The 25,105-nt window shown below is 65.2% G+C and carries 20 protein-coding genes; 8 read left to right on the top strand and 12 right to left on the bottom strand.

Features of this window, described 5'->3' with window-relative positions:
* Window positions 1–104: 104 nt before the first annotated feature.
* Window positions 105–626: a hypothetical protein gene (locus tag ACP7AX_RS00980; protein WP_426225038.1), complete on the bottom strand. Its 522-nt coding sequence runs from the start codon at window positions 624–626 to the stop codon at window positions 105–107.
* A gap of 161 nt (window positions 627–787) precedes the next feature.
* Here ACP7AX_RS00980 and ACP7AX_RS00975 point away from each other — a divergent pair, with 161 nt between their 5' ends.
* A complete protein-coding gene (locus tag ACP7AX_RS00975) occupies window positions 788–3,772 on the top strand; it encodes a BTAD domain-containing putative transcriptional regulator (RefSeq protein WP_426225037.1) in 2,985 nt (994 codons plus the stop codon).
* A gap of 8 nt (window positions 3,773–3,780) precedes the next feature.
* Here the strand turns inward: ACP7AX_RS00975 and ACP7AX_RS00970 are convergent, their stop codons facing one another.
* From ACP7AX_RS00970 to ACP7AX_RS00960, 3 genes are all read right to left on the bottom strand, one after another.
* On the bottom strand, window positions 3,781–4,335 hold the full coding sequence (locus tag ACP7AX_RS00970) for a hypothetical protein (RefSeq protein ID WP_426225036.1): 555 nt from the start codon (window positions 4,333–4,335) through the stop codon (window positions 3,781–3,783).
* Window positions 4,336–4,406: 71 nt separating this feature from the next.
* Window positions 4,407–5,555, bottom strand: coding sequence for a serine hydrolase domain-containing protein (locus tag ACP7AX_RS00965; protein WP_426225035.1), 1,149 nt, complete (start codon window positions 5,553–5,555; stop codon window positions 4,407–4,409).
* A 228-nt stretch (window positions 5,556–5,783) separates the two neighbouring features.
* Complete coding sequence (locus ACP7AX_RS00960; RefSeq protein ID WP_426225034.1) at window positions 5,784–6,335, bottom strand: dihydrofolate reductase family protein; 552 nt, start codon at window positions 6,333–6,335, stop codon at window positions 5,784–5,786.
* 214 nt (window positions 6,336–6,549) lie between these two features.
* Between ACP7AX_RS00960 and ACP7AX_RS00955 the strand changes: the two genes are divergently transcribed.
* Window positions 6,550–7,074 carry a hypothetical protein gene (locus tag ACP7AX_RS00955; protein WP_426225033.1) on the top strand — a complete coding sequence of 175 codons (525 nt, stop codon included), beginning with the start codon at window positions 6,550–6,552 and terminating at the stop codon, window positions 7,072–7,074.
* Here the strand turns inward: ACP7AX_RS00955 and ACP7AX_RS00950 are convergent.
* The 4 genes from ACP7AX_RS00950 to ACP7AX_RS00935 form a co-directional block, all read right to left on the bottom strand.
* A complete protein-coding gene (locus ACP7AX_RS00950) occupies window positions 7,071–9,200 on the bottom strand; it encodes a putative bifunctional diguanylate cyclase/phosphodiesterase (protein WP_426225032.1) in 2,130 nt (709 codons plus the stop codon). The genes ACP7AX_RS00955 and ACP7AX_RS00950 overlap by 4 nt on opposite strands.
* 59 nt (window positions 9,201–9,259) lie before the next feature.
* On the bottom strand, window positions 9,260–10,651 hold the full coding sequence (locus ACP7AX_RS00945; RefSeq protein WP_426225031.1) for a UDP-glucose dehydrogenase family protein: 1,392 nt from the start codon (window positions 10,649–10,651) through the stop codon (window positions 9,260–9,262).
* Window positions 10,648–11,805, bottom strand: a complete 1,158-nt coding sequence (locus tag ACP7AX_RS00940; RefSeq protein WP_426225030.1) for a glycosyltransferase family 4 protein — start codon at window positions 11,803–11,805, stop codon at window positions 10,648–10,650. Before ACP7AX_RS00940 ends, ACP7AX_RS00945 begins: the two co-directional genes overlap by 4 nt.
* Before the next feature lie 210 nt (window positions 11,806–12,015).
* Entirely contained in the window at window positions 12,016–12,477 is a 462-nt protein-coding gene (locus tag ACP7AX_RS00935) for a DUF4383 domain-containing protein (RefSeq protein ID WP_131682173.1), read from the bottom strand.
* A 154-nt stretch (window positions 12,478–12,631) separates the two neighbouring features.
* Here ACP7AX_RS00935 and ACP7AX_RS00930 point away from each other — a divergent pair, with 154 nt between their 5' ends.
* Entirely contained in the window at window positions 12,632–13,942 is a 1,311-nt protein-coding gene (locus tag ACP7AX_RS00930) for a DUF6350 family protein (protein WP_426225029.1), read from the top strand.
* 75 nt (window positions 13,943–14,017) lie between these two features.
* On the opposite strand, the gene ACP7AX_RS00925 is transcribed toward ACP7AX_RS00930, so the two are convergent.
* Window positions 14,018–14,446 carry a hypothetical protein gene (locus tag ACP7AX_RS00925; protein ID WP_426225028.1) on the bottom strand — a complete coding sequence of 143 codons (429 nt, stop codon included), beginning with the start codon at window positions 14,444–14,446 and terminating at the stop codon, window positions 14,018–14,020.
* A gap of 39 nt (window positions 14,447–14,485) precedes the next feature.
* Between ACP7AX_RS00925 and purN the strand changes: the two genes are divergently transcribed.
* Window positions 14,486–15,070: a phosphoribosylglycinamide formyltransferase gene (purN, locus tag ACP7AX_RS00920; RefSeq protein WP_426225027.1), complete on the top strand. Its 585-nt coding sequence runs from the start codon at window positions 14,486–14,488 to the stop codon at window positions 15,068–15,070.
* Window positions 15,071–15,253: 183 nt separating this feature from the next.
* Here the strand turns inward: purN and ACP7AX_RS00915 are convergent, their stop codons facing one another.
* On the bottom strand, window positions 15,254–15,523 hold the full coding sequence (locus ACP7AX_RS00915; protein ID WP_131682169.1) for a GlsB/YeaQ/YmgE family stress response membrane protein: 270 nt from the start codon (window positions 15,521–15,523) through the stop codon (window positions 15,254–15,256).
* Window positions 15,524–15,661: 138 nt separating this feature from the next.
* Complete coding sequence (locus ACP7AX_RS00910) at window positions 15,662–17,014, bottom strand: MFS transporter (protein WP_426225026.1); 1,353 nt, start codon at window positions 17,012–17,014, stop codon at window positions 15,662–15,664.
* 125 nt (window positions 17,015–17,139) lie between these two features.
* Between ACP7AX_RS00910 and purH the strand changes: the two genes are divergently transcribed.
* Entirely contained in the window at window positions 17,140–18,825 is a 1,686-nt protein-coding gene (purH, locus tag ACP7AX_RS00905) for a bifunctional phosphoribosylaminoimidazolecarboxamide formyltransferase/IMP cyclohydrolase (RefSeq protein WP_426225025.1), read from the top strand.
* Between the two features lie 73 nt (window positions 18,826–18,898).
* On the opposite strand, the gene ACP7AX_RS00900 is transcribed toward purH, so the two are convergent.
* Window positions 18,899–19,891 carry a trypsin-like serine peptidase gene (locus ACP7AX_RS00900; protein ID WP_426225024.1) on the bottom strand — a complete coding sequence of 331 codons (993 nt, stop codon included), beginning with the start codon at window positions 19,889–19,891 and terminating at the stop codon, window positions 18,899–18,901.
* Between the two features lie 146 nt (window positions 19,892–20,037).
* On the opposite strand from ACP7AX_RS00900, the gene ACP7AX_RS00895 reads away from it, so the two are divergent.
* The 3 genes from ACP7AX_RS00895 (at window position 20,038) to ACP7AX_RS00885 (ending at window position 25,101) form a co-directional block, all read left to right on the top strand.
* A complete protein-coding gene (locus ACP7AX_RS00895) occupies window positions 20,038–20,319 on the top strand; it encodes a hypothetical protein (protein ID WP_426225023.1) in 282 nt (93 codons plus the stop codon).
* A 141-nt stretch (window positions 20,320–20,460) separates the two neighbouring features.
* Window positions 20,461–22,680: an NADP-dependent isocitrate dehydrogenase gene (locus ACP7AX_RS00890; RefSeq protein ID WP_426225022.1), complete on the top strand. Its 2,220-nt coding sequence runs from the start codon at window positions 20,461–20,463 to the stop codon at window positions 22,678–22,680.
* Between the two features lie 207 nt (window positions 22,681–22,887).
* Window positions 22,888–25,101, top strand: a complete 2,214-nt coding sequence (locus ACP7AX_RS00885) for a catalase (RefSeq protein ID WP_426225021.1) — start codon at window positions 22,888–22,890, stop codon at window positions 25,099–25,101.
* The last annotated feature ends 4 nt before the right edge of the window (window positions 25,102–25,105 follow it).

Here is a 25,105-nt window from a genome sequence, read left to right as displayed (position 1 = left end):
CTGTCCGGGACATAGCAAAGGGGCATAGCAAAGGGGCGGGTGTTCACCCGCCCCTCGTTGTTCCTATGCAGTTGTTGTCGCTCGTATAGAAGTTGCCAGGGGAGTCAGCCGGCCAGTTCTGTGCAGACGTCGACTTGCTGTCCAGTGGTACTTACGAGAGTGAACACGTCATTCTTGTCAATCGTGAAAACGATTTTTCCGATGTAGTGCGTCGTCGTCGGTCCCTCTGGAATGTCCGTAGGAAACATAATGAGGCCGTTATGCCCCGTTGCGGTGACAGTCCGGGTACCGTCCGGGTTGTACACCGTCTCTGTCACCGAACCGTCAGTTCGGATGGTGATGGACTCACCCGCTACGGGTTTCTTAGGCTTGGACCCGTAGTTTGTGTAGGTCAGGAGCACGCCCTTCCCCGATTCCAGATGACGGACTACGTTTCCGTCCGCGTCCTTAAAGTCCTTGATCTGTAGATTCCCTCCGGTGCCCGCGTACCCGAGGTTGAAGTCACACGCGGTGCCCGCTGGCAGCAAATAGAAGAAGTCTGCAACCGCAGGCTGCGAGGGTGCAACGAGCGCGCCGGCTGCCAGAGCGGACAGTGCCAGACCACGGGTAATGCTGTTGTTTTTCATGGGACTTTCCTTTCGGAGGTTTTCGGGTGGTGAAACCAGAGTGGTCCCGGGGCCTTAACCGGTCCTTAATCGCCTGCGGAACACTGGACCCTCCGCTTGGTCGGGAGCATGATGGGGGTTGATGTGTCCGGAAATTCACCGGTCGGTGAGGGGTGCTCGAGATGAGCGCACTGTGGATCAAGGCTTTGGGCCCGTTGGAGGTCATCGCGGATGGGACGCCCGTTGCCGTGAGCAGCGGGAAGCCGCGGATCGTCCTCGAAACTCTGGCGCTCCGGGCCAACTCGGTGGTCGCCGCCGACTTTCTGGCCGAGGCAGTCTGGGACGGCCGCCCGCCTGCGCAGCCGGGGCCGCAACTCCAGGTCTACGTTGCAAACCTCAGGCGCCTGCTTGAACCTGACCGGCTTAAGGGCGCTGCTTCCCGGCGCCTCGCCAGCCGGCCGGGTGGCTACCAGCTGACAGTTGCCGAGGACGAACTCGACCTGCTGCAGTTTCGTGAACACGTCACCGCCGGGGAGTCGGCGGTGGCGGCGGGGGACCTGGCCGGAGGCGAGGACCACCTGCGCCAAGCCATTGAGCTCTTCACAGGACCGGCCTTCCCGGACCTTGCCGATATCGAGCTTCTGGGGCCGGACCTGGACGAACTGGAAGAAGCCCGGCTGGACGCGCACCAGGACCTCATCGACGTCGAGCTTGCCCTGGGCAGGCACGGCACCCTGGTGGGGGAGCTGCAGCGGCTGGTACAGCAGCATCCGTTCCGGGAACGGTTGTGGGCCGCGCTGGTCCTCGCTGAGTACCGCGCCGACCGGCAGGCGGGTGCCCTCGCGGCGTGCCGCCAAGCGCGGAGCATCTTCGCCGCAGAACTGGGGATTGATCCCGGGACCCGCTTGCGGGAGTTGGAAACGCTGGTGCTGCGGCAGGATCCTTGCCTTGCCGCTCCGCCCGCTGACCGGCACCGCAGGATCCGGCAGCGGCTGAACAACCTGCCGGCCGAGCTCACCCCGCTGGTTGGCCGGGATGCGGAACTGGGGGACGTATGCTCCCTCTACCGCTCGGAGGGCTGCAGGCTGGTGACCGTCACCGGCCCGGGCGGGACCGGGAAGACCCGGCTGGCGATGGCGGCGGCCGCTCAGCTCGGCCAGCGGATGGCCGACGGCGTGGGCTGGGTTAATCTGGCCCCGCTCACTCAACCGCAGCAGGTTGCCGGCGCCATCGCCGAGACTCTGGGCCTGGCGGACCAGGCTGGCGAAGATCCCCTCAAGAGCGCGTCCCACTTTCTGCGCACGCGCAGGCTCCTGTTGGTCCTGGACAACTTCGAGCACCTGGAGGAGGCGTGGCCGGTGGTCCTGGATATGCTCACGGCCGCCCCCGAACTGAGGATCCTGACCACAAGCCGGCGATGCCTTGGGCTTCGTGCCGAGTATGAATACGAACTCGCGCCGCTAGCCTTGCCGCCGCTCGACCAGCCCCTGCCGCCGAGCCAACTGCGGGAGGTGCCGGCGGTAAACCTGCTTCTCACCCGAGGACGGGCAGTCCGCCCGCATTTCGATGTCAACAGTGGCAACGCCGGCGTGCTGTCCCGCTTGTGTCACCGCTTGGACGGCCTTCCGCTGGCCATCGAACTGGCGGCCGCCCAATTGCGGCATCGCAGTGAGGCCGCGCTCTTGGAAGACTTGGAGCTCAGCCTGACAGCCTTGCCCGCAGCGTTCCGTGACCTCCCGGACCGGCAACGAACCCTAACTGCGACGATCGCGTGGAGTTACGACATGCTGGGCCCCGGCGAGCGTCTGCTCTTTGACCGGCTTGGCGTCTTCGCGGGCGATCCGACCGCTTCGGCCGTGGGTGCTATCAGCGGCGCTGGGGGAGACGCCGGCCCAGTGTGCCAGGAGCCGCCGCCCCAGGACCTGCCCGCCGAGGACTTCCTGGCCGCACTCGCGCGCCACAGCCTGCTGCGGCGCTACACGGATCATTCGGGACAAAGCCGTGTTGCGATGCTGCATTCAATCCGCGAGTTTGCCCGTGAACGGCTCTATCTGCTGGATAACCCGGCCGTGGTCCGGCGTCGGCACGCAGAGTACTTTCTCGGCGTTGCTGAGCAGGGTGCCCCGCAGCTGTGGGGGTCTGGCCAGGTGGAGGCCTTCCGGCTGCTGCACTCCGACGCCCCGGACCTGAGGGCTGCGCTGCTGTGGGCCACCGGGCCCGGCGGCTCTGCAGAGGTGGCTCTTCGTCTTGTCGGGAGCCTCTGGCACTACTGGGAGCTCACCGGGGACGTGGCCGAGCAGCACCGGATTGCCGTGGCGCTCATGGAGGACATTTCGGAACCTTCCGCTTCCGCTTCGGTTTGGGCACCGGCGTTGAGCGGAGCAGCGACCTTGTGCTGGACGGTTGGCCGGTATGACCAGGCGGCCCACTTCCACCGCCGGGCGCTCCAGGCTTTCGAGTCAGCCGGGAACGGTGCGGGCATGGCCTGGACCACCATGTGCCTGGCGACGCAGGCCGCCCAGCAGGACGACCCGGTGACCGCCCAAAAGCTGGCTACAGAAGCGTTATCGCTGCCCCACGCCAGCCCGCGCACCCGTGTTGCCGTGTTGATTATCCTGGGGCTGCTGGCGTTCTACGCCGGCGATAACGCCCGGGCGCTTGATTTGTCCCGTGAATCCGTCGAACACGCCAGGCCGCTCGGCGACAGGGCGCTCCTCGGGAACACCTTGGTCAACTTCGCAGACGCCTTGGAGCAAGCGGGCGATTACGATGCCGCCGAGCAGTCACTCTACGAGGCAATCGGTACTGCGCTGGAGTTTGGGACCCCAGGCTATCTCGTGGCTCTCCTCGAGTCCTTGGCCGGCGTCTACACAGCCCAGCACCGCGTCGAGCACGCCATTCGTGTGTTGGGCGCCGCTTCCGCCTACCGCATCGACCGGGGCATTCCGCTCGCCGCGGCGGAACGCCGGCGGATCGACGCGATGATCGACAAAGCACGTTCCGAATCCGGGCCTATCCGGTTTGGACTTGCTTGGGCGGCGGGCAGCGAACTGACACTGGCGCAGGTAGTCCAGGAGGTGCAGCATGGCGGGCGCTACACAGTTGATCTGCCACCGGATTCAGCGCCGCGGGCACAGGAAAGTGACATCAACCCAGCGCCGTGGTGAAGCGGACGCTAGCCGAATTCGGCGCGTTCTGCCCGCTGGTAGTCGAGGTGGCGCTTAATGTCCTCGAGCTCGGCTGCGAGATCGTCAACCCGGATCTTATATCTACGGAACTCCCGTTTCCGCCGTTTTGCTTCCAGATACGCGCCTACCAGCGAGAGCAGGCCCAACGGCAGGGAAAGGGCAAATGCCCAACCTGCTGCCACGAAGAACTCCATGGCCACGGGAAAGGCAGCCTGGAAGTCCACCACCTGGTTTACAGTTCCAACCATTCCGCCAAGGAAGGAGTCCAAGGGCTCCATAAACTGACCCACCATGGGGGTCTCGGTCAGTGGAGGAGCATTGAAGCGGTCCTCCGCTTTGGAATCCCAGCGGGAGTCGCCCACATGATTCAGAATGTAGATGCCTGCCCCTGCGCTGGCAACCATAAAGACGACTACGGCACGCAGTGCAGCAAGATCGGGCCGGCGGGGGCTCAGGAAGACCGTCAGCAGCCCGGCCGCGATGGCAGCAATCCACGTAAGGTACTTGAGCCAGTCGAGGCTTACTCCGCCCAATATGTCCACAGCTACCGCAATTCTCTAGGGCTTTCCAGTCGTGGAGCTTACCAGTTCCCTGTCAGGCGGCCGACTATGGTCTAGGAGCACATGGCCCCGGCGGTGGACCCGACAACGTCTTCGATCTGTGCGACGAGGAGAGGGACTTCGCCGGTGTCCAGGTCCATGGGTGGCAGGGCCATGGCTGCCGCTGCCTGCTGCCGGCCGTCCAGGGACGAGACGGAGACGATGGAATACGGCCCGCCACCCCCGGCGAAGAGTACGTGTTGCCTGCCGGGACAGATGCCGTCCTTGGTCTGGAGGCCGCCCAGTTGGTATTGGCTGCCCTTGAGCATTTCGTTTTTCATTTCGTCCCCCAGGAGCAGGCCGGACGCCAGGGCTTTGAAAAACGTGCTCACGTCTTCAACAGTGGAGATGATGCCGGCGTCGCCCGAGCCTGCAAAGATGTCCACCCTGGTGAAGTCCAGCCTCGTACCGGCAGACAGGGCGTAGCCGTGAAGCATGGGTTCGGAAGGTTGGCCCGGCGAGGCAACCATGGTGTTGGTCATTCCGGCGGGCCCAAAGACGTCGGTATCCAGGACCTCAGCCAGGGGGCGGCCGTGGATTCGTTCAAGCATCCATGCCAGGACCTCCCAGTCGGTAGCCGACCAGAGGACTCTGTCCACTGCCGGTGGGCGCGGGAGCCCGGTATCGGCCGCAATCCTGAGCCTTTGCTCGTAGCTCAGCGCAGTGGTCTGCAGTTGCTCTGCGGGCATGGAAGTGGCCAGGCGGGGGAAGTAATCGGGCAGGCCGGTGCGGCTTCCCAGCAGTTCCCGCACAGTGGTGCCCTGCCAGGCCGGGAAGATCGTGGCGAACTCGGGAAGGTAGCCCGTGATTGGCGCGTCCAGGGCCACCCTGCCTTCCTCCACCAGCTTCAGGACCGGGACGGCAACCATGGGGGTCCCGGCTCCCGTGATCCAGAGCCTGTCGGTCGCCTCCGCGGCTTCCTTGGAATCCAGGTCCTTTACCCCGTGGGCCCGGATGATCTGCTGATCCCCGTTCCGTACCTGCAGGACAAAAGCGGGCGCACCCTGCTCCAGGGCACGCTGGGCAAATTCCTCCAGCTCCGCGGCCGGCAGGCCGGCTGTCCCGCTGGAGGAGGACACCGTGGGGTCAGTGAAAGTGCAGGCCGGCAGGACCAGGGCCGCCGAAAAGAGCAGGGCAACGCATCGAAGGGTCCGGCTCTTCATTGAAGGGTGCACTGCGCAAAGGCCGTCTGTAAATAGCAACGCCTTGAGCATGTTGCCACCCCATCCTCGGAGCTGCGGTGGAGCCGGTGGCTCCGCGCTGGGCCCCAACTCGATTCTACTCGTGGAGTAATTCTGCAGCCACGAAATTCTCCGGAGAAAGGCCGACGGCGGCACCCGGGGGAGTGCCGCCGTCGGACGCTGTTTCCTGTCACCCGCCTCGGGGTGCGCTCATCCGCCGAACCGTGAGTACGTGCTGATCACGTTGCCCTTGCTGGTCCTGTACTGGTCCGTCAGGCTGAGCCGGGTGAGCGGGTCGCCGTCCTCGAACAGGTGCCGGCCGCTCCCGGCCACCACGGGGTGCGTCATGAGCGTCAGTTCATCCAGCAGCCCGGCGAACAACAGCTGCCGGGTCACGGAAATGCTGCCCATCACGGCGATCTCGCCGCCGTCGCGCCTTTTCAGTTCCGCCACAAAGCCGTCCAGCGGACCTTTGATCAGATGCGAGTTCTGCCATTCCAGCGGCTCCGTCAGCGTCCGGGAGGCCACATGCTTCTCCATCGGGTTGATGAAGCCGGCAAAGTCCTGGTCCTCGGTGGCATTGGGCCAGTAGCCGGCCCATTCCTGGTAGCTCACCCGCCCCAGCAGCACGGTGTCCACGCGCTCCATCATGCCGGTCATGCCCTTGCCAAGGTCCTCATCGAAACTGTCGAACTGCCAGAGATTCGGCTCTGACACCACGCCGTCGACGGAGTGGAACAGGCCAGCAGTCAGTTTGCGCATGGGACCTCCAAAAGGTGTTAACGGTACGTACCCGCCGGCGTCGATGCCGGTCATTCCACGGTAGATGCCGGGCTCCGGATCGGGAAGGAAATATCTGCTCAAGTTAGGTTCGTCACCACCTCCTGCGTGTTGCGCAAATCCACGGGCCTGCGGTCGCATACTTGACCTTGATGCGGTGGTCAGCCGCAACCCCCGGCCAGGCAGGAGGAAGTGCATGGAAACCCTGAAAAAGATCGTCAAGAACCAGTATTTTCCTGCCGCCGCGGTGTTGACTGCCGTGGTGCTTTTTTGGGTCATCGCAGCGTTTGGCGGCCTCTCGCTGCTCAACAACAACCAGCCGCCCATGGCCACCCTCACCTGGATGCTGTTCGTTTACGCCGCCGCCGTCCTGACGCCGCTGGCCGGAGTCCTCGCCGGGATGGATCTGGTCCGCCGCTGGATCCGTAACCGCGACGCCGCAGCCGCTTACGGCGGGTATGCAGCCGCGTACGACGACGACGCAGAGTTCCCGTTGGAAGGGAAGCCTGCCGCTGAGGTGCCGTTGGAGCAGGAACCTGCCGCTGAGGTGCCGTTGGAGCAGGAACCTGCCCCTGAGGTGCAGCCCGAGCCGGAGAGCGCCCCCGAGGCGCAGCCGGCCGCGGACGTGCAGCCGGCAGCCAGCCAGCGCGCAGCGACCCAGCCCCAGAGCCAGCAGCCCAAGAAGCCGGCCCAGGCAAAGCAGCGCAAAAAAGCGGCCTAACTCCGGGCCAGCGCCTCGAGTGCCTGCCCGGCATTTTGCAAAGCCTGCTCGAACCGGTGGCCCGGCTCCGGGTGCGAGAACAGGTAGCCCTGCAGCGAATCGCACTCAAGCCCGATCAGGTAGTTCGCCTGCTCCGGGGTCTCGATTCCCTCCGCAGTGACGGTCAGGCCCAGGCTGTGCGCCATGTTGATCATGGAGCTGAGGATGGGCAGGCGTTCGTTCCCGGTCCGCACCATGGACACAAAGGTCTTGTCGATCTTTACGATGTCCACCGGCAGGTCCTGCAGCCGGCCCAGCGACGAATAACCCGTGCCGAAGTCGTCCAGGGCAACCCTGGCTCCCGCTTCCCGCAGGCTGCCCAGCTGGCGGATCACGTGGCAGTCGGCGTCGAAAAACACGCTCTCGGTGACCTCCAGGACCAGCTGATAGGCAGCCACCCCGCTAAGCTCGGCCAGCCGCAAAACCCGCTCATCAAAATCCGGTGCCAGCAGCTGAACCCCGGACACATTCAAAGACAGTGACCGGGACGGATCGGCCCGCAGCCACGGGGCCAACAGTGCCAGGCTCTGGGCCATCACCTCGGTGCCGATCTCGTTAACCAGGCCGCTTCGCTCCGCCATGGGAATGAAGACAGCGGGTGGGATCCTCTCGCCGTCGCGGGTCCAGCGCGCCAGCGCTTCAACCTTGACCACCCGCCCCATGCGCGGCGACACAATGGGCTGGAGATCCACGGAAATCTCACCCCGCGCTACCGCCAGCTGCAGGGCGGCCTCCATGTCCGTGCGCTGGACCAGCGCCGTCATCATGTCCGGATGGAACCTGAGGAACCTGTTCTTGCCGGCGGCCTTGGCCGCGTACATGGCGATGTCCGCCTCACGCAGCAGTTCGGACGGGACCACGGCATCCTTGCCGATGGAAGCCAGCCCCAGGCTCAGGCTGGGCCGCAGCATGGTTCCCTCAATCCACACCGGGACATTGAGGCACCGCACAATGCACGCCGCCGTGGCCTCCACATCCGGGCAGGCAGTCAGCAGCACCACGAACTCATCGCCGCCCAGCCGCGCCACCACATCGGCGGTAGGGGTACAGCCGCGAAGCCGGCGCGCCACCTCCACCAGCATGTCGTCGCCTGCCTGGTGGCCCAGGATGTCGTTGACTTCCTTGAAGTCATCCAAGTCAATCAGGAGGACGTCAACGGACTTGAGACGTGGTTCGCGGAGGGCCTGAGCCAGTGCCTCGTTGAACACGGCCCGGTTGGCCAGCCCGGTCAGCGGGTCCTGGAAGGCCAGGGCCTTCAGCTGTTCGGCCTGCGCCGCAAGATCGCGCATGGCCTGCTGGGCCTGCTCCTGGGCTTCGCGGCGCGGAGTCACATCGCGGAAGCTCCACACGCGCCCCGCTATCCGGTGGCCCACTTTCTGCGGACGCGAATACCGTTCAAAGGTCCGGCCGTCCAGCAGGTCCACCACGTCATGGCTCTCGGCTGCCGGGTTGTCCGTCACCTCGGCGATCCGGGCCATAAAAGCCGCCGGATCCTGCACCTGGGACATCACCACGCCCATGGCGGGTTCCTCCGAAGAGGCTTCCATGAATTCGGGCGGAATGCCCCACATCTTCAGGAACTGGTCATTGAGGCCGGCCACCTTGCCCGCGGAGTTGATCACCAGGATTCCGTCGGCGGTGGATTCGAGTGTGGCCGTCAGCAGGGACATGGCCTCGCGCAGGTCCGCATCCGCTTCCTTGCGGTGCCCCGTGCCGCGGACCGAAACGAGCAGCAGCTGCGAGCCGCCGTCGTCGAGCAGTGATCCTGCGATCTCCGCGGCGAACTCTGTACCGTCGCGGTGGATTCCGTAAACCTCCCGCGGCGGCAGGGGTTCATCAGGCTGCGCCGTCAGGCGCTCCAGCAGCTGGGCGGTTTCGTTCCGGAACCCTTCGGACAGGAGCCGCCAGTGGCTGCTGCCGATCAGCTCTGCCCGCGGGTACCCGAACAGCCTGCTTGAGGCCGCGTTCGCGAGCCTGATGGTGCCGTCCGGGTTGAGCACCAGGAGGGCATCGGGGCTGGCGTCCAGAAGCGCGCCGAAAGCCGGTGCTGCAGATTCCCTGTTTTTCTGCCGCCTGGATCCCCCCATGCGCAACCACCCCCACGCACATCATAAAGTGCAGCCGCTGGGGACGGAACGCAAATGCGTCACTTTCGGGCGGTTCCGCCTACCGCCGCCACATCCGCACGGACGTCAGTGCCTGCGTTGGTCCCCAGCCCGCGGACCACCCAGCCCTCGGCCTGCCAGGCTGCCGGATCCAGCACGTTCCGCGCATCCAGAATGACCCGCCGTCGCACCAAGCCGCCCGTAGCGGCAGGGGACAGCCGGCGGTACTCGTCCCATTCCGTCAGGAGCAGCACCAGCTCCGCACCCTCCAGGGCCCGCGAGGTGGAGGCCTCGAACCGCAGCTGGGGAAAGCGCAGCCACGCGTGGTTGATGGCTTTCGGATCCGTCACCGTCACGTGCGCTCCCGCGGCAGCCAGCTGGACCGCGACGTCCAGGGCCGGCGAATCGCGGATGTCATCGGTCTCCGGCTTGAAGGATGCGCCCAGGATGGTGACGGCCCGCCCGGAAAGCCCGTTGCCGCACAGCTCTGCGGCCCGTTCCACCGTCCTGGTCCGCTGCCGCAGGTTGATGGAATCCACCACGCCCATCCACTCGTCAACCGGGTCAACCCCCAGGGCCGCTGCCTGCGTCCGGAGGCTGCGGATGTCCTTGGGCAGGCAGCCGCCGCCGAAGCCCAGCCCGGCGTGCATGTACCGGTTGCCGATCCTCGGGTCCATACCCATGGCCTCACTCAGTTCCGCCACGTCCGCGCCCGAGGCGTCGCACAGCTCGGAGATCGCGTTGATGAAGCTGACCTTGGTGGCCAGGTACGCGTTGGCGGCCGATTTGATCAGCTCCGCGGTGGCGAAATTGCAGACCAGCCGCGGAATCCTGGCGTTCAGCAAGGGCTCATAGACGGCATCCAGCGCCGCCGCCACACCACGCGGGGCGCCGGTGCGCGGGTTGAACGCCGCGGCGCGCCCGCCGGCCACGCCGTAAACCAGCCGGTCCGGAACCAGCGAGTCCTTCACCGCAGTGCCCTGACGCAGGAACTCCGGGTTCCAACCCAGCTGCACGTCCGGTCGCCCCGCCAGGACTTCCTGGAGCATGTCCACCGTGCCCACGGGCACCGTTGATTTACCGACGACGACGGCGCCCCTCGCCAGGTGCGGGAGCAGCGCCCCGGTGGCTGAGACGAGATAGCTGAGGTCGGCGCCGTCGGACGTCTTGGACTGCGGCGTCCCGACGCACAGGAAGTGCACCTGGGCCTGGGCGGCACGGGAGAAATCCGTGGAGAAGCTGAGCCGGCCGGTGGCGCGGCCGTCCGCGAGGAGTTCGTCCAGGCCCGGCTCGAAGAAGGGGGCCTGGCCGCGGCCGAGCTGCTCCACTTTGGCGGCGTCGACGTCGATGCCCACCACGGTGTGGCCCATCGAGGCGAGGGTGGCGGCGTGCACCGCGCCGAGGTAGCCGCAGCCGATCACCGAAATTTTCACAGGGACGCTCCACTTCCGGAGATTGAGGGCATGCTGGACAAGACCTGGCGGTAGTGCTCCTCAAGCTGGGCACACAGGGCAGGCCACGTCCGGTTCTGGACCGAGGCGTGGGCTGCCGTGGCGAACGCGCGGCGCTTGGCGTCGTCGCCCATGAGGTCCATGACATGAGCCCGGAAGCCTGCCAGGTCGCCGGGCTGGTACAGCCAGCCGGTGCGCGAGTTTTCCACCAAATCCAGGGGCCCACCGCGTCCCGTGGCCACCACCGGGACGCCGGACGCCATGGCCTCCTGGATGGTCTGGCAGAACGTCTCGAACTCGCCGGGGTGGACAAAGAGATCGAAGGAGGCCACCGCCCTGGCTAGTTCCTCGCCGCCGAGGAACCCGGTAAAGACAGCACGGGGCAGTGCTTCCTGCAGCGCCGCCCGCTGGGGGCCGTCGCCCACAATGACGAGCCTTGAGTTCGGGACATTGGCCAGCGCAGCCAGGTCCTCCACCTGCTTTTCGATCGCCAGCCGGCCGACGTAACCGATGATCCGCTCACCGCCAGGGGCCACAGAAGCCCGCCACCCGGCGTCGCGCTTTCCCGGCGAGAACCGTGCGGTATCCACTCCGCGGCGCCACATCTGAACCCGCGGAATCCCGCGGCCGCGCAACTGGTTCAGCGCGAAAGTGGAAGGCACCAGCGTGCGGGTGGCCAGCAGGTGGATGTTTTCGACCCGGTTCCAGGCCCAGTTCTCCAGGAACGGCACGCCATACCGCGCGGCGTAGCTGGGGACCTCGGTCTGGTAGATGGCGATGCTGGGGATCCCCAGCTGGTGGGCGGCCTGCACGGCCCGCCAGCCCAGGACAAACGGCGAGGCGAGGTGGACGATATCGGGTGCGTAGTCGGCAAGGATTCGCTTGACCCGGTACACACCGCCCATCGCCACCCGCACATTGGTGTAGCCGGCCAGCGGAACAGCGGGGAGCCGGTGCACCGTGGCGCCGTAGACCACCTCGGAGGTCCCAGCGGTCTCGGCCACAGCATGGGGTGAGGGCGCAATGACCAGGACGTCGTGGCCCTGACCCTCCAGGTGCTCCAGCACCCGCAGGATGGAGTGGGTCACCCCGTTCATCAGCGGCAGGAATGACTCGGCAACAATTGCGATCCTCACCCCTCAACGGTGGGCCCGCAGCCTGACGCGGCGGGGGAGGAGGTGTTACACCGAGGGAAAGGTTGGGTGAACAGGTGGGCTGCGGGCAAAGGAAAGCCGGTGCAGCCGTCCGCGGAATCGCGTCAACTGCACCGGCCAGTAGGACGAATATTCAGAACTAAGAGAACTTCCTCATTCGCGGCTCCTTATTCCCGGCTGGTTATTCCGGGTTTACCGCCGATCGCTGGCCAGATTCCTTGAGAACAGCCAGCCGGCACCAATCATCAGGACGCCCAGCACAAGATGGGTCCAGTTGTCCGCCATGTTCAGCGACAGGAAATTGGCCGCCGAATCCACTCCGACACTGAGCCCGAAAATAGCGAGGACGATGTACAGCGCGCCGGCGCCGATGAGGAAGTTCCGGGCGCCGTGTTCCGTGCGGGACATGGTCAGGCCGGTTGCGCCGATGGCCAGCTGCACAATATTGAGCAGCATGGACACCTGGAACAGGCCAAGGAACATGGCATGCGAAGCCGGCCCAAGGAACATCAATTCGCTGTACTGGGTGGTCACGCCGGGGATAAAGCCCAGGATTCCCACCAACAACATAAGTGCACCCACACCCATGCCGGCGTTCTGGACATCTGCCCGTCCAAAATGTACGCCGTGTGCGTGTGGGGATGCGGTAGTCATTTTCTGCCTCCAACCACTGATTGCGGACATACCAATTTTACGGCGGACCTGTGGAAAAAGCGCCGCCAGGCCCCAAGGATGAGGTTGGTCTCTTACACGGAATGAGCCTGTCGCAAACCGGTGCGCAGGCCCGGCCGTGACACCATGGAAAACGATGAAACTGCGCGCTGATCAGACCGGAGACCGTGGCATTCCCATGCCCTTGTGGCTGCAGGGAGCCATCGAAACGGCGCAGGCGGCCATCATCTCGGCGCTCTTGGTGCTGGCCCCCATCGTGGCCGTCTGGGCTACGGGCGGCTTCCAGAACACGGGCTTCGACGCCCTGGCCCGCCTCGCCGGCCAGGCCTGGCTGCTGATCCACGGGGTGCCACTCCAACTGGCCGAGGTCGGCCCGGGCACGGCGGGCAGTCCGGGCTCCGGCATGCTGACCCTGGTTCCCTTGGCCTTGACCCTCATTCCTTTTCTGCTGGCCTGGCGCGCCGGGCGCCGCCTGGCCCGCGCCTCCTATACCGATCAGCTCTGGCAGGCCCTCCTCGGCTCCTGGCTGGTCTACTCCGCGTTTGGGGCGGCCACCGGCTTCATCTGCCGCACCCCGGACGTGGTCATCAACATCTGGTACGCCATGGTCATCCCGCTGATCCCCTTCGCCCTGGGCATGGTGATCGGCGCCCGCCGTGAGGCAGGCTCGTGGAGCCGGCTGATCGGCGTCGACGCCGTCGACTGGATCTCGCGCACCAGCCAGCACTCCCGCTGGGCCGGTTCCTACCTCGGCTCCGCCGCCAAGGCCGGGTTCCTGGCGCTCACCTCGGCGCTTGCACTCGCGTGCGCGCTCCTCGCGGTGGACTTCTTCATCCACTGGAACCTGGTGATTTCTGTCTATGAAGCGCTCGACGCCGGCGCGGTCGGGGGCGCGGCCCTCACCATCGCGCAGCTCGGCTACCTCCCCAACCTGGCCGTCTTTGCCCTCGCCTGGGTGTCCGGCTCCGGTTTCGCCATGGGGGCGGGCTCGCAGGTGGGCCCGCTGGGAACCGCAGCCGGGCCCTTGCCCGCCATTCCGGTTTTTGCCGCCATCCCGTCAGGACCGCTGGATTACGGATTCGTGGCTTTGGTGGTGCCGGTCCTCGCCGGGATCCTCGCCGGCTGGTGGTTCCTGCGTGAAGGGGAAAACCACTTCGACGAGTGGCTGTCCATCAAGGTGCGCTACCGCTGGTTTACGGCCACCGTATCCACCCTCGTGCTGGGGCTGCTGGTCGGCGCAGCATCAGGGCTCCTCGCCGCCGGGCTCGCCTGGCTGGCCCGCGGCTCCGCCGGCCTGGGGCGGCTTACGTCCATCGGCCCCGACCCGTTGTGGACGGGCCTGTGGATCGCCGCGGAGGTGGGGACCGGCGTCGTGATCGGTTATGCCGCCGGACCGTGGCTGGAACGCCGCCAGCAGGTGGAAGAGAAAGCGGAGCTGGTCCGCTAGTTCCGGTTCCGGCTAGGTCCGGCTGTTCCTGGCGGCGGGTCCTCCTAGCGGCTCCTCCTGCGGCGGCTCCTCCTCCTAGCGGAGACCCGGCAGGGAGCCCTCAAGCTGGACCCGGCAGCTGGAGAGCGCCTGGTCCGTAATGGCTTGCCGGGAGCACGCCTGGAAGTCCCTGACCTGGTCGAAGAACAATGCTGTCACCAGGATGACCAGCACCATGATCAGCATGACCACCAGCCCGGAGATGGTCCCGATGAGCACCAGCCTGGATTCCTTCAGCTTCGCTGAGCGGACCAGCAAAATGATGCCGATGACCAGGCTCGCCACCGTCAGAATGCTGGTGAGCCACAGGTAGCTGACATCGAGCTGATAGACAAAGAAGGCGCCCAGCACGGTGACAATGAAGATGCGGAACAGGTTGCGGGTCTTGCCCAGCGAACTTTTGGCGGCCTCACTCAGAGGCTGTTTGGTCCGCTTTTTTTGCGCCGGTTCCGTGGAGGGGTTCATGTTTTCCAGCCTACGCGAGCCTGCCCATAAGCTAGACCCATGCGCATCGTAGTCCTCGTCTCCGGAACCGGCTCCAACCTCCAGGCTGTCATCGACGCCGCCACGTCAGGGGAGCTGGACGTTGAAATCGCCGCGGTGGGCGCTGACCGGGAGGGAACCTACGGCGTCGAACGCGCCTCCGAAGCCGGGCTGGAGACGTTCGTGATCAACTTCAACTCGTTCCCCACCCGCGAAGAATGGGACGCAGCGCTGACCGCCCGCGTAGCTTCCTACGCCCCGGACGTGGTGGTTTCCTCAGGCTTTATGCGCATCGTCAGCGCCGACTTCATCAATGCCTTCAACGGCAAGTACCTCAACACCCACCCTGCCCTGCTGCCGTCCTTCCCCGGCGCGCACGGGGTCCGCGATGCCATGGCCTACGGGGTGAAGGTCACCGGCTGCACGGTGCACTGGGCCGACGCCGGCATGGACACCGGACCTATCGTCGCCCAGGAAGCGGTGGTCATCGAGGATGCCGATACTGAGGAAACCCTGCACGAAAAGATCAAGGTGGTGGAGCGCCGGCTCCTGATCGCCACCCTGGCCTCCCTCGCCGCAGCATCCTCGCCTGCGGGCCGGGGCTGATCCTGCGGGGAGGTCCTGGACAGGATCGACTGGCACAGCATTGACCGGCACAGCATCGACCGGCACAGCACTAACCGGCACAGCATTGACCGGCACAGCATTGGCCAGAACAGCAGAAAGGCGCCGCTTCCCTTTCGGGAGGCGGCGCCTTTCTCTGCTTTATGCTGCTTTATGTTCCAGTGGTTAGGCGCGGGTGCGGCTGCGTCCGGTCACTGCGCCATAAACCAGCAGGACGATGACGGCACCCAGAATGGCGAGCAGCCACGTCCGGATATCGAAGAATTCCGCCAGTCCGCCGCCGAAGATCAGCGATCCGATCCAGCCGCCCAGGAGTGCACCCACAACGCCGAGTACCAGCGTCATGACCCAGCCAATGCCCTGCTTGCCGGGCAGGATGAGCTTGGCGATGGCTCCCGCAATCAAGCCCAAAATGAGAAATCCGATAATGCCCATGTTGCCACTTCCTTCTCAGTGAGTTATGCCAAACCCCCATGCCGACTCCATAAGCTAATCAGCGTGCTTACCGTTCCGCAAGGTTTCAATTATCACGAGATGACCGCTATTTACTCCGGCCGTCAACAGCCATAACTGCTACTCAAGACGGCGTTGCTTGGTCTCGGGGGAGAAGAAGGCCATCCACAGCACCGCCAGCAGGACCAGGCCGCCGGCCAGCGCGAACGAGGTTGCCAGCCCCAGTTCAGGCCAGAAGTAGTTGGCGAAGATGAGCGGACCGAAGCCTGCGCCCAGCCGGGAGAACGTTGACGCCCAGCCGAACCCGGTGCCGCGGAGTTCGGTGGGGTACAGCTCGGACACGTAGGCATAGAGGACCGGGATGGCCACCTGCACCACAAATCCGAAAACCAGCAGCCAGAACACGGCAGCAGTGGGGATATCCACCACGAAAGCCACGATCACCAGGGTCAGCGCGGACAGCGGGCCGGCAATCGCAAGGATCCATTTGCGGCCTACCCGCTCTACCAGCAGCGCGGCCACGATGACGCCCAGCAGGCCGACGGCGGCCATGGACGCCGTGGTAATGAATGCCTTGTACTCTGCGAAGCCCGCGCCGATGAGAATCCGGGGCATCCACGTCAGGGACAGGTAGTAGACCAGCAGGATGCTGAAGAAGAGGGCCCAGGCAGTTGCTGTGATCTTCCAGTTGAACTGCCAGACCAGCTTGAGCTGATGCCAGGCGCTGCCGGCGGAAAGCCGGGGGACTTCCTGTGCGTCCGGGAGGCTGTAGGCCCGTGGCTCGGCGCCGGTGGCTATCACCAGCTCATCGATGACTTTCGCCGCTTCCTCCCGCCGGCCCTTCCGGATCAGGAACAGTGGCGATTCGGGGACGCTGCGGCGCACCCAGAACACCAGGAGCGCAGGCAGGACCATCACCAGCATGGTCAGGCGCCAGTCGCCGAAGATCCCTACCAGGGCCGCGGACACGAAACCGGCGAGGGCGGCGCCGATGGGCCACCAGCCATCCATCGCGGTCAGGACCCTGCCGCGCTGCTTCCGCGGCGTGAACTCGCCCACCAGGGCGTAGTCCACGGGAATGCAGCCGCCCAGTCCGAAGCCGGCCATGAACCGGAACACGCAGAACCAGACGAAGTCGGGGGAGAAGGCCCCCAGGACGGTGAAGAGGGAGAAGATCAGCAGGGTGGCCGTGAAGGCTTTTTTGCGCCCGATCGTGTCCGCGATGGTGCCCCAGATGAAGGCGCCGAGGGCCATGCCGATCAGGTTTGCCGTGCCCACCCATGCCACCTCACCTGGGGCAAGGGCCCAGTGTGTGGAGAGCAGCGGAATCAGGATGCCGTTGAGGGTGACGTCCCAGGCGTCGAACATAAAGCCGAGGCCGCCGATCAGGAAGATGCGGCCCTGGACTTTCCACCGCCAGGGCAGTTCCTGCACCACCTGTTCGCCACTGGGCACAGTCGTATAAGTATTCATCAAGGCCTCCTGCCTAAATCTTAGAGGCAACCGGGGGCGGCACCGGCTCGGGGCGGCGACGCGATAAACTGGGCCGTATCCCCACCAACCGCGGCCCTTGCCCGCGAGATAAGACGGAGACTTTTGTGAGCTTGCCGCAGCCTGACCGTGTATCCATCGACCGAGTCCCCATCCGCCGGGCACTGATTTCGGTTTACGACAAGACCGGTCTGGAGGAGCTCGCCAGGGGCCTGCACGCAGCCGGGGTGAAGATCGTCTCCACTGGCTCCACGGCCAAGAAGATTGCCGCAGCGGGCATTCCGGTGCAGGAAGTCGAGGAAGTCACCGGCTCCCCGGAAATGCTGGATGGCCGCGTCAAAACGCTGCACCCCCGCGTCCACGGCGGCATTCTCGCGGACCGCCGCGTGCCCGCGCACATGGAGACCCTCGCCGGCATGGAGATTGAAACCTTCGACCTCGTGGTGGTGAACCTGTACCCCTTCGTCGAGACGGTCAAGTCCGGCGCACCCCAGGACGACGTCGTGGAGCAGATCGACATCGGCGGTCCCGCCATGGTGCGATCGGCCGCGAAGAACCATGCCGCCGTCGCCATTGTGGTTGACCCCGGCTTCTACGGCGATGTGGTCACCGCCGCCGCTGAAGGCGGCTTCGACCTGAAGACCCGGCGCCGGCTCGCCGCCAAGGCGTTCGCGCACACCGCGTCCTACGACAACTCAGTGGCCTCCTGGACGGCCAGCCAGTTCCTGGACGAAGACGGCGACGGCGTCATCGACTGGCCCGCCTACGCAGGCCTTTCGCTGGAGCGCTCCGAGGTCCTGCGCTACGGCGAAAACCCACACCAGCAGGCAGCCCTCTACGTGGACAAGGCAGCTCCCGCCGGCATCGCCCAGGCGGACCAGCTGCACGGCAAGGCCATGAGCTACAACAACTTCGTGGACGCCGACGCCGCCCTCCGCGCCGCGTTCGACTTCGCCGAGCCGGCAGTCGCCATCATCAAGCACGCCAACCCCTGCGGTGTTGCCGTTGGATCCGCCGACGCCGCGGACCCGATCGCGGACGCGCACGCCAAGGCCCACGCCTGCGATCCCGTCTCCGCGTTCGGCGGGGTCATCGCCGCGAACCGCCCCGTCACCGCCGGCATGGCACGCACCGTGGCGGGCATCTTCACCGAGGTGGTCATCGCACCGGCCTTCGAACCTGAAGCCGTGGAGATCCTGTCCAAGAAGAAGAACATCCGCCTCCTGACCCTGCCGGAAGGCTACGGCCGCTACCCGTCGGAGATCCGCCAGGTCTCCGGCGGCGTGCTGGTCCAGGTCACGGACAAGGTGGACGCCGACGGCGACAACCCCGCCAACTGGACCCTTGCCGCCGGTGAAGCCGCCGACGAAAAGACCCTCGCGGACCTGGCCTTTGCCTGGACCGCGTGCCGTGCCGCCAAGTCGAACGCCATCCTGATCGCTGCCGATGGTGCCGCCGTGGGCATCGGCATGGGCCAGGTCAACCGCCTTGACTCCTGCCGCCTCGCAGTGGAACGGGCCAACACGCTGGGCGTAACGGTGGAGTCCGACGTCGACGGTGCCGGTGGTGCCTCAAACGCCGATGCTTCCGGCGCACCGGAGCGGGCACGCGGTGCCGTTGCGGCTTCCGATGCGTTCTTCCCGTTCGCTGACGGCCTGCAGATCCTGATCGACGCCGGTGTCCGCGCCGTGGTCCAGCCCGGCGGTTCAGTCCGCGATGAGGAAGTCATTGCGGCGGCCAACGCCGCCGGCGTCACCATGTACTTCACGGGTGCCCGCCACTTCTTCCACTAACCAGACCGACAATAACGGCGCCCGTCCCCGCTGAGGGGACAGGCGCCGTCGTTGTTAATGCGCTAGCTGGAGGTCAGCGTAGGGGGGCTACGACTGCCTTGTCATAGGCGGCTTTGATGTCTGCCCCCCACTGCGGGCCGTACATTACGGGGTGCGGGTTGTAGCCGTAGCTGTTGACGGAAGTCTGGACCAGGCCGTTGGCGGTCTGGATGAACCACGGCCCGCCGGAAGAACCGCCGGTCATGTCGCAGGGGATACCTTGCGTAGCGAACTGTGCGTTGTTGGTGTCAGGAGTGCCTGTCCCGGTACAGGTCTTCAGGGATCCGCCGTCGAAGGGGCTGTCAGCCGGGTATCCGAAGGCCTGGTAGGTGAGGCCTCGGGGCGCATTGAACAGAACGTCCGACTCATCAACTATCTGGGAAAGGGGCGGGGTATTGGCGGGGGCTTCTCGGCCCGGTTTGACCACAACGAAACCGGTGTCGAACGCCATATTCCCGCCGTCTTTCCACCCGGACGGGAGATGGTAGGACACACCTTCGTAGGAGCCGTGGGGGCTCGTGCCGTTGTAATAACCGGGCACGAAAATGAACCTGGTGGGTTCCGCGGTGCCGCCAAAGAGGCAGTGTGCGGCGGTGGCCACGGTGCTCTGATTTGCGGACTTGACGGCGTTTCCGGAGCAGACATAGTCCGCGCCGTCCAGGGTGAAGAAGATCTTGCCGACGTGGTTCATGCCGCTGGCGGGCTGGGCGATGGTGGGTTTGCCCGAGGTGCCCTTGGGCTTGGTGGCCTTGACCTTGGCCTTTTCGGCTGAGACTGTGCTGGACTTGTTGCCGCGTTCCAGCGACTTGTCTGCCAGGAGATCGCCGGGCAGTGCGGCGCGCATCCGGTCTGCAGTCCAATAGTTGGCCGCGCCGGTGCTATCAACTTTGGCGCTGTATACGGACGGCGTTGCCTTGTCATCCGACCCGGCGGGTGCTGCAGCGGCACCACCGGCACCCGTCAGTGCCAGCACGGCCGCCGCGGAAAGGGTGAGGAAGCTGGCAGCCACAGACCGGTTGCGCGTCATTATTTTCCTGTCTAAAAGTTGGCGGCGGGCTCCCAATCGGCCCGCCGTGAACCCATGTAACGTATCGGGACAAGCCCGTTTTGTAAATAGAAGTTATGCGGGGGTGCTGGCAAAAAGGGCTGGTGGAGGGTACTTTTTCAGTATCAATGAATCGTCCGCTGGGCTCCGGACTTTATGTGAATTGGGGCCCCGCCGTGCTTGCATTCTGGAAGTCCGCCAAACGTTCTGTTCTACATGGCCGGCATGTTGCCGGCGGCGAAGAGAGTTCCCCGGATCCCGAAGCTTCCGCCGCTGCCCTGCAGTTGCGCGACGTCGACCCGGTTCACTCGTTCACCTCGGCGCCGTTCACTTCGACGGAGGAATTGCGTCGCAAGGATTCCAAGTACGTCCAGCTGTGGCCCAGTGACATTCCCCACAAGCGCCGCTGACTGAACCGTTCCCCAAACGGTAATGGAAGGCCCTTCCCGGTTCGCGGGTAGGGTTCAAAGCCGTGTCCTCGGGTAAGTTAATCCATGGTGAAATAGCCGGATTCTAAAAAAATCAGCCGACCTCCAGGGAGACGCCCGCGTATGTCCAAGATTATCTATACCCACACCGACGAAGCGCCGATGCTGGCTACCTATTCGTTCTTGCCGATCATCGAGGCGTTTGCTTCGACCGCAGGTGTGGAGGTGGAGACCCGTGACATTTCGCTCGCAGGCCGCATCATCTCCGTGTTCGGTGACTACCTCACCCCGGAACAGCAGATCGGTGACGCCCTTGCTGAACTCGGTGAACTGGCAAAGAAGCCCGAAGCCAACATCATCAAGCTGCCCAACATCAGCGCTTCCATCCCGCAGCTGAAGGCCGCCATCGCCGAACTCCAGGGCCAGGGCTACAACCTGCCGGATTACCCGGACAACCCTTCCTCGGACGAAGAGACCGCTGTCCGCTCCCGCTACGACAAGATCAAGGGCTCCGCCGTCAACCCGGTACTGCGTGAAGGCAACTCCGACCGCCGCGCGCCGCTGTCCGTGAAGAACTACGCACGCCAGAACCCGCACTCCATGGGTGCCTGGTCCGCGGACTCCAAGACCAACGTCGCAACGATGACGGCTGACGACTTCCGCTCCAACGAGAAGTCCGTAGTCATTGAGTCTGAAGGCACCATCGCCATCCAGCTGGTCCGCGAAGACGGCTCGGTCAAGGTCCTCAAGAAGGCTTTCCCCGTCCTCGCCGGTGAGGTCATCGACGGCACCGTGATGCGCGCCGCTGCCCTTGACGAGTTCCTGAAGGCCCAGGTTGCCCGCGCCAAGGAAGAAGGTGTGCTCTTCTCAGCCCACCTGAAGGCCACCATGATGAAGGTCTCCGATCCCATCATCTTCGGCCACGTGGTGAAGGCCTACTTCTCCGAGCTCTTCGAAACCTACGGCAAGCAGCTCGCCGCCGCCGGCATCAGCCCCAACAACGGGCTCGCCGCCATCCTGAGCAGCCTCGAGGATCTGCCCGAGGACGTCCGCGAAGGCGTCCAGGCGCTCATCAAGAAGGGCCTCGAAGAAGGCCCGGCCCTGGCCATGGTGGACTCGGACAAGGGCATCACCACACTGAACGTCCCGTCCGACGTCATCGTTGACGCCTCCATGCCTGCCATGATCCGCAGTTCCGGCCACATGTGGGGCCCGGACGGCAAGGAAGCAGACACCCTGGCGGTCCTCCCGGACAGCTCCTACGCCGGCATCTACCAGGTGGTGCTGGACGATTGCCGCGCCCACGGCGCCTTCGATCCCACCAGCATGGGAACCGTGCCGAACGTTGGCCTGATGGCCCAGGCCGCCGAGGAATACGGCAGCCACGACAAGACCTTCGAGATCCAGGAAGCCGGAACCGTGCAGATCGTTGACGGCTCCGGTGCCGTGCTGATCGAGCACGAGGTTGCCCCGGGCGATATCTGGCGCGCCTGCCAGACCAAGGACCTGCCCATCCGCGACTGGGTCAAGCTGGCAGTCACCCGGGCCCGTGCCTCCAAGACGCCTGCCGTTTTCTGGCTGGACGAGACCCGCGCACACGACGCCAACCTCATCGCCAAGGTCCGCGAATACCTCAAGGACCATGACACCGAGGGCCTGCAGATCGAAATCATGTCCCCGGAGAAGGCAACGGCCTTCACGCTGGAGCGGATCCGCAAGGGCGAGGACACCATCTCGGTTTCCGGCAACGTGCTCCGCGATTACCTCACGGACCTTTTCCCCATCCTGGAACTGGGTACCAGCGCCAAGATGCTTTCAGTGGTTCCGCTGATGAACGGCGGCGGGCTGTTCGAGACCGGTGCCGGCGGATCTGCCCCGAAGCACGTCCAGCAGCTGCTCAAGGAAAACCACCTGCGGTGGGACAGCCTTGGCGAGTTCCTGGCTCTGGCCGTCAGCTTCGAGCACCTGGCCACCACCACCGGCAACGCCCGCGCCCAGGTCCTGGCCGACACCCTGGACAAGGCCACCGGCACCTTCCTGTTGGAGAACAAATCCCCGAGCCGCCGCGCAGGCGAACTGGACAACCGCGGCAGCCACTACTTCCTGGCGCGCTACTGGGCCGAGGAACTGGCCAAGCAGACCGAGGACGCCGAGCTTGCTGCTTCGTTCGCGGCGATTGCCAAGGAGCTGTCCGCCAACGAGGAAACCATTGTGGGCGAACTGGCAGCAGTCCAGGGCTCTCCGGTGGACATCGGCGGTTACTACAACCCGGACGACGCCAAGGCTTCCGCCGTCATGCGCCCGTCCGTTACGTTGAACAGGGTCATCGCCACCCTCAATTAGGCGGCTCAACCAGCTGACGAACACCCAGATGCGGCGCCCCGGGAAACCGTGGCGCCGCATTTTTTGTTCTTCGGCTGCCAATCTTCCCGCTGAAAGCACGAACCAGGGTTGTGGCATCAGGCATCCTTGCCTAAGGTGCTAAGTACGCTTAGTATCTCGGCCTATGCCGAAGAATGCTGAGGTTGCCCACCCTGAGGAGAAGAATCCGTGCCTGAAGAAAGCAACATCCAGATCCCCGGTGTACCCGCCAGCGAACCGGCAAGCCTCGAGGAACCCACCACCCCGCGTGAGCCGCTGCCGCCCAAGCCTGACCAGCAAGGCCCGGAAGCGGTCTCCCCCACGGGAAGCCCTACCGGAGCACCGGCGACGGCCCGTGCCCAGTCCGGCCAGTACCTGACTACCGCACAGGGTCTGCGGCTCGGCGATACAGACCATTCCCTGAAGGCCGGCAGCCGCGGGCCCATCCTGCTGCAGGACCACCACCTCCGGGAAAAGATCACGCATTTTGACCACGAGCGCATCCCGGAGCGTGTGGTGCACGCCCGGGGCGCCGGTGCCCACGGGGTCTTCAGGTCCTACGGGACGGCTGCCAACATCACCCGCGCGGGCTTCCTCGCCAAGGATGTTGAGACGCCGGTGTTCGTCCGGTTCTCCACAGTCCTGGGTTCGCGTGGATCCGCAGACACTGTCCGGGATACGCGCGGCTTCTCCACCAAGTTCTACACCGATGAAGGCACGTACGATCTGGTGGGCAACAACATCCCGGTGTTCTTTATCCAGGACGGCATCAAGTTCCCGGACATCATCCACGCCGGCAAACCCCACCCTGACCGGGAAATTCCGCAGGCCCAAAGTGCCCACGACACGTTCTGGGATTTTGTCTCCCTGCACACCGAGGCGCAGGCGCACACCATGTGGAACATGTCCGACCGCGGCATCCCGCGGTCCTTCCGCACCATGGAAGGCTTCGGCGTCCACACCTTCCGCTTCCTCAATGCTGAGGGAAAGACCACGCTGGTGAAGCTCCACTGGAAGCCCAAACAAGGCGTCCATTCGCTGGTCTGGGAAGAAGCCCAGATCATCAACGGCATGGACCCCGACTTCCACCGCCGCGACCTGGCGGACTCCATTGAAGCCGGTGCCTTCCCGGAGTGGGAGCTGGGCGTGCAGACCTTCCCCGACAATGAGGACCAGATGTTCGAGGGCATCTCCCTGCTGGACCCCACGAAGTTCGTTCCCGAGGAGTTGGCCCCGGTCCAGCCCATCGGGATCATGACCCTCAACGCGAACCCCACCAATTACTTCGCGGAGACGGAGCAGGTGGCCTTCCACCCCGGCCACCTGGTTCCCGGCATCGATGTCACCAACGACCCCCTGCTGCAGGTCAGGCTCTTTTCGTACCTGGACACGCAGATCTCCCGCCTCGGTGGGCCCAACTTCGCCCAGATCCCGATCAACCGCCCGCAGGCGCCGGTGAACGACATGCTGCGCGACGGCATGCACCAGCAGGCAGTGCACGGCGGCGCGGCGCCCTACCACCCCAATTCCCTGGACGGCGGCTGCCCGTTCCTGGCCGGCCAGGACGTGGGAGCCTTCATCGACGTACCCGAGGAGCTGGCAGCGTCCATCAAAGAGCGCAAGAACCCCGCGTCCTTCAGTGACCACTACAGCCAGGTCCGTCTCTTCTTCCGCAGCCTCACCCCCGCGGAGCAGGACCATGTCATCCAGGCCTACACCTTCGAATTGGGCAAGTGCTACGAGAAGGCAATCCGGGAACGGCAGCTGCTGGCCCTGGCGAACGTTGACAAGGACCTCTGCGCAGCGGTGGCGAAGGGTCTGGGTATGCCCGCGCCGGCCGCCACTGAGGACGTCCCGGACTCCGAGCCCAGCCCCGCCTTGTCCCAGCTGGGCAAGACCTGGCCCGTGGCGGGAAGGGTGGTGGGCATCGTGGCCGATCAGGGCAGCGACCTCGCCGCGGTCAACGCAGCACGGAACGCCCTGAACGCCCAGGGCATGGTGCCTCTGGTCATCGCCCCGGCGGGCGGGTACCTGGGTCAAGAGGGCGACGGCGGTGTCCCCGTCCAGCGGACCTACCTCACCGCGAGGTCCACGGAATTTGATGCGATCATCGTTGCCGGTGCAGCCACGCCGGCTCCGGACGCCACGCAGGGCCGTGACGCCAAAGCTGGCGAGCCCGGCGCCTCCGCGGACCCTCGCGTGGTGCTGATGCTCTCCGAGGCGTTCCGGCATGCCAAAGCCCTCGGCGTGTGGGGGCAGGGTACCGCGGCGCTGGACGCGGCGGGTATCCCGTCAGGTGCTGCCGGTGTGGTCTCGGCCGACGGGGCGGAGGAATTGGTTCCCCAGCTCGCCCAGCTGCTGGCCAGCCACCGCGTGTGGGAACGCTTCCCGGCTGAAGGGTAGCTGA

The organism is Pseudarthrobacter sp. DSP2-3-2b1 (assembly GCF_049895945.1).
Lineage (GTDB): Bacteria > Actinomycetota > Actinomycetes > Actinomycetales > Micrococcaceae > Arthrobacter.
Note: the sequence above shows the minus strand (reverse complement) of the source record. Positions and strands in the feature narration are given on the sequence as shown.

Excerpts from the sequence above, each read along its gene's own strand:
- ACP7AX_RS00980 (WP_426225038.1), bottom strand. The coding sequence starts at position 626 with ATGAAAAACAACAGCATTACCCGTGGTCTGGCACTGTCCGCTCTGGCA.
- ACP7AX_RS00975 (WP_426225037.1), top strand. The coding sequence starts at position 788 with ATGAGCGCACTGTGGATCAAGGCTTTGGGCCCGTTGGAGGTCATCGCG.
- ACP7AX_RS00965 (WP_426225035.1), bottom strand. The coding sequence starts at position 5,555 with ATGAAGAGCCGGACCCTTCGATGCGTTGCCCTGCTCTTTTCGGCGGCC.
- ACP7AX_RS00960 (WP_426225034.1), bottom strand. The coding sequence starts at position 6,335 with ATGCGCAAACTGACTGCTGGCCTGTTCCACTCCGTCGACGGCGTGGTG.
- ACP7AX_RS00955 (WP_426225033.1), top strand. The coding sequence starts at position 6,550 with ATGGAAACCCTGAAAAAGATCGTCAAGAACCAGTATTTTCCTGCCGCC.
- ACP7AX_RS00950 (WP_426225032.1), bottom strand. The coding sequence starts at position 9,200 with ATGGGGGGATCCAGGCGGCAGAAAAACAGGGAATCTGCAGCACCGGCT.
- ACP7AX_RS00935 (WP_131682173.1), bottom strand. The coding sequence starts at position 12,477 with ATGACTACCGCATCCCCACACGCACACGGCGTACATTTTGGACGGGCA.
- ACP7AX_RS00930 (WP_426225029.1), top strand. The coding sequence starts at position 12,632 with ATGAAACTGCGCGCTGATCAGACCGGAGACCGTGGCATTCCCATGCCC.
- ACP7AX_RS00925 (WP_426225028.1), bottom strand. The coding sequence starts at position 14,446 with ATGAACCCCTCCACGGAACCGGCGCAAAAAAAGCGGACCAAACAGCCT.
- purN (WP_426225027.1), top strand. The coding sequence starts at position 14,486 with ATGCGCATCGTAGTCCTCGTCTCCGGAACCGGCTCCAACCTCCAGGCT.
- ACP7AX_RS00915 (WP_131682169.1), bottom strand. The coding sequence starts at position 15,523 with ATGGGCATTATCGGATTTCTCATTTTGGGCTTGATTGCGGGAGCCATC.
- ACP7AX_RS00910 (WP_426225026.1), bottom strand. The coding sequence starts at position 17,014 with ATGAATACTTATACGACTGTGCCCAGTGGCGAACAGGTGGTGCAGGAA.
- ACP7AX_RS00900 (WP_426225024.1), bottom strand. The coding sequence starts at position 19,891 with ATGACGCGCAACCGGTCTGTGGCTGCCAGCTTCCTCACCCTTTCCGCG.
- ACP7AX_RS00895 (WP_426225023.1), top strand. The coding sequence starts at position 20,038 with ATGAATCGTCCGCTGGGCTCCGGACTTTATGTGAATTGGGGCCCCGCC.
- ACP7AX_RS00890 (WP_426225022.1), top strand. The coding sequence starts at position 20,461 with ATGTCCAAGATTATCTATACCCACACCGACGAAGCGCCGATGCTGGCT.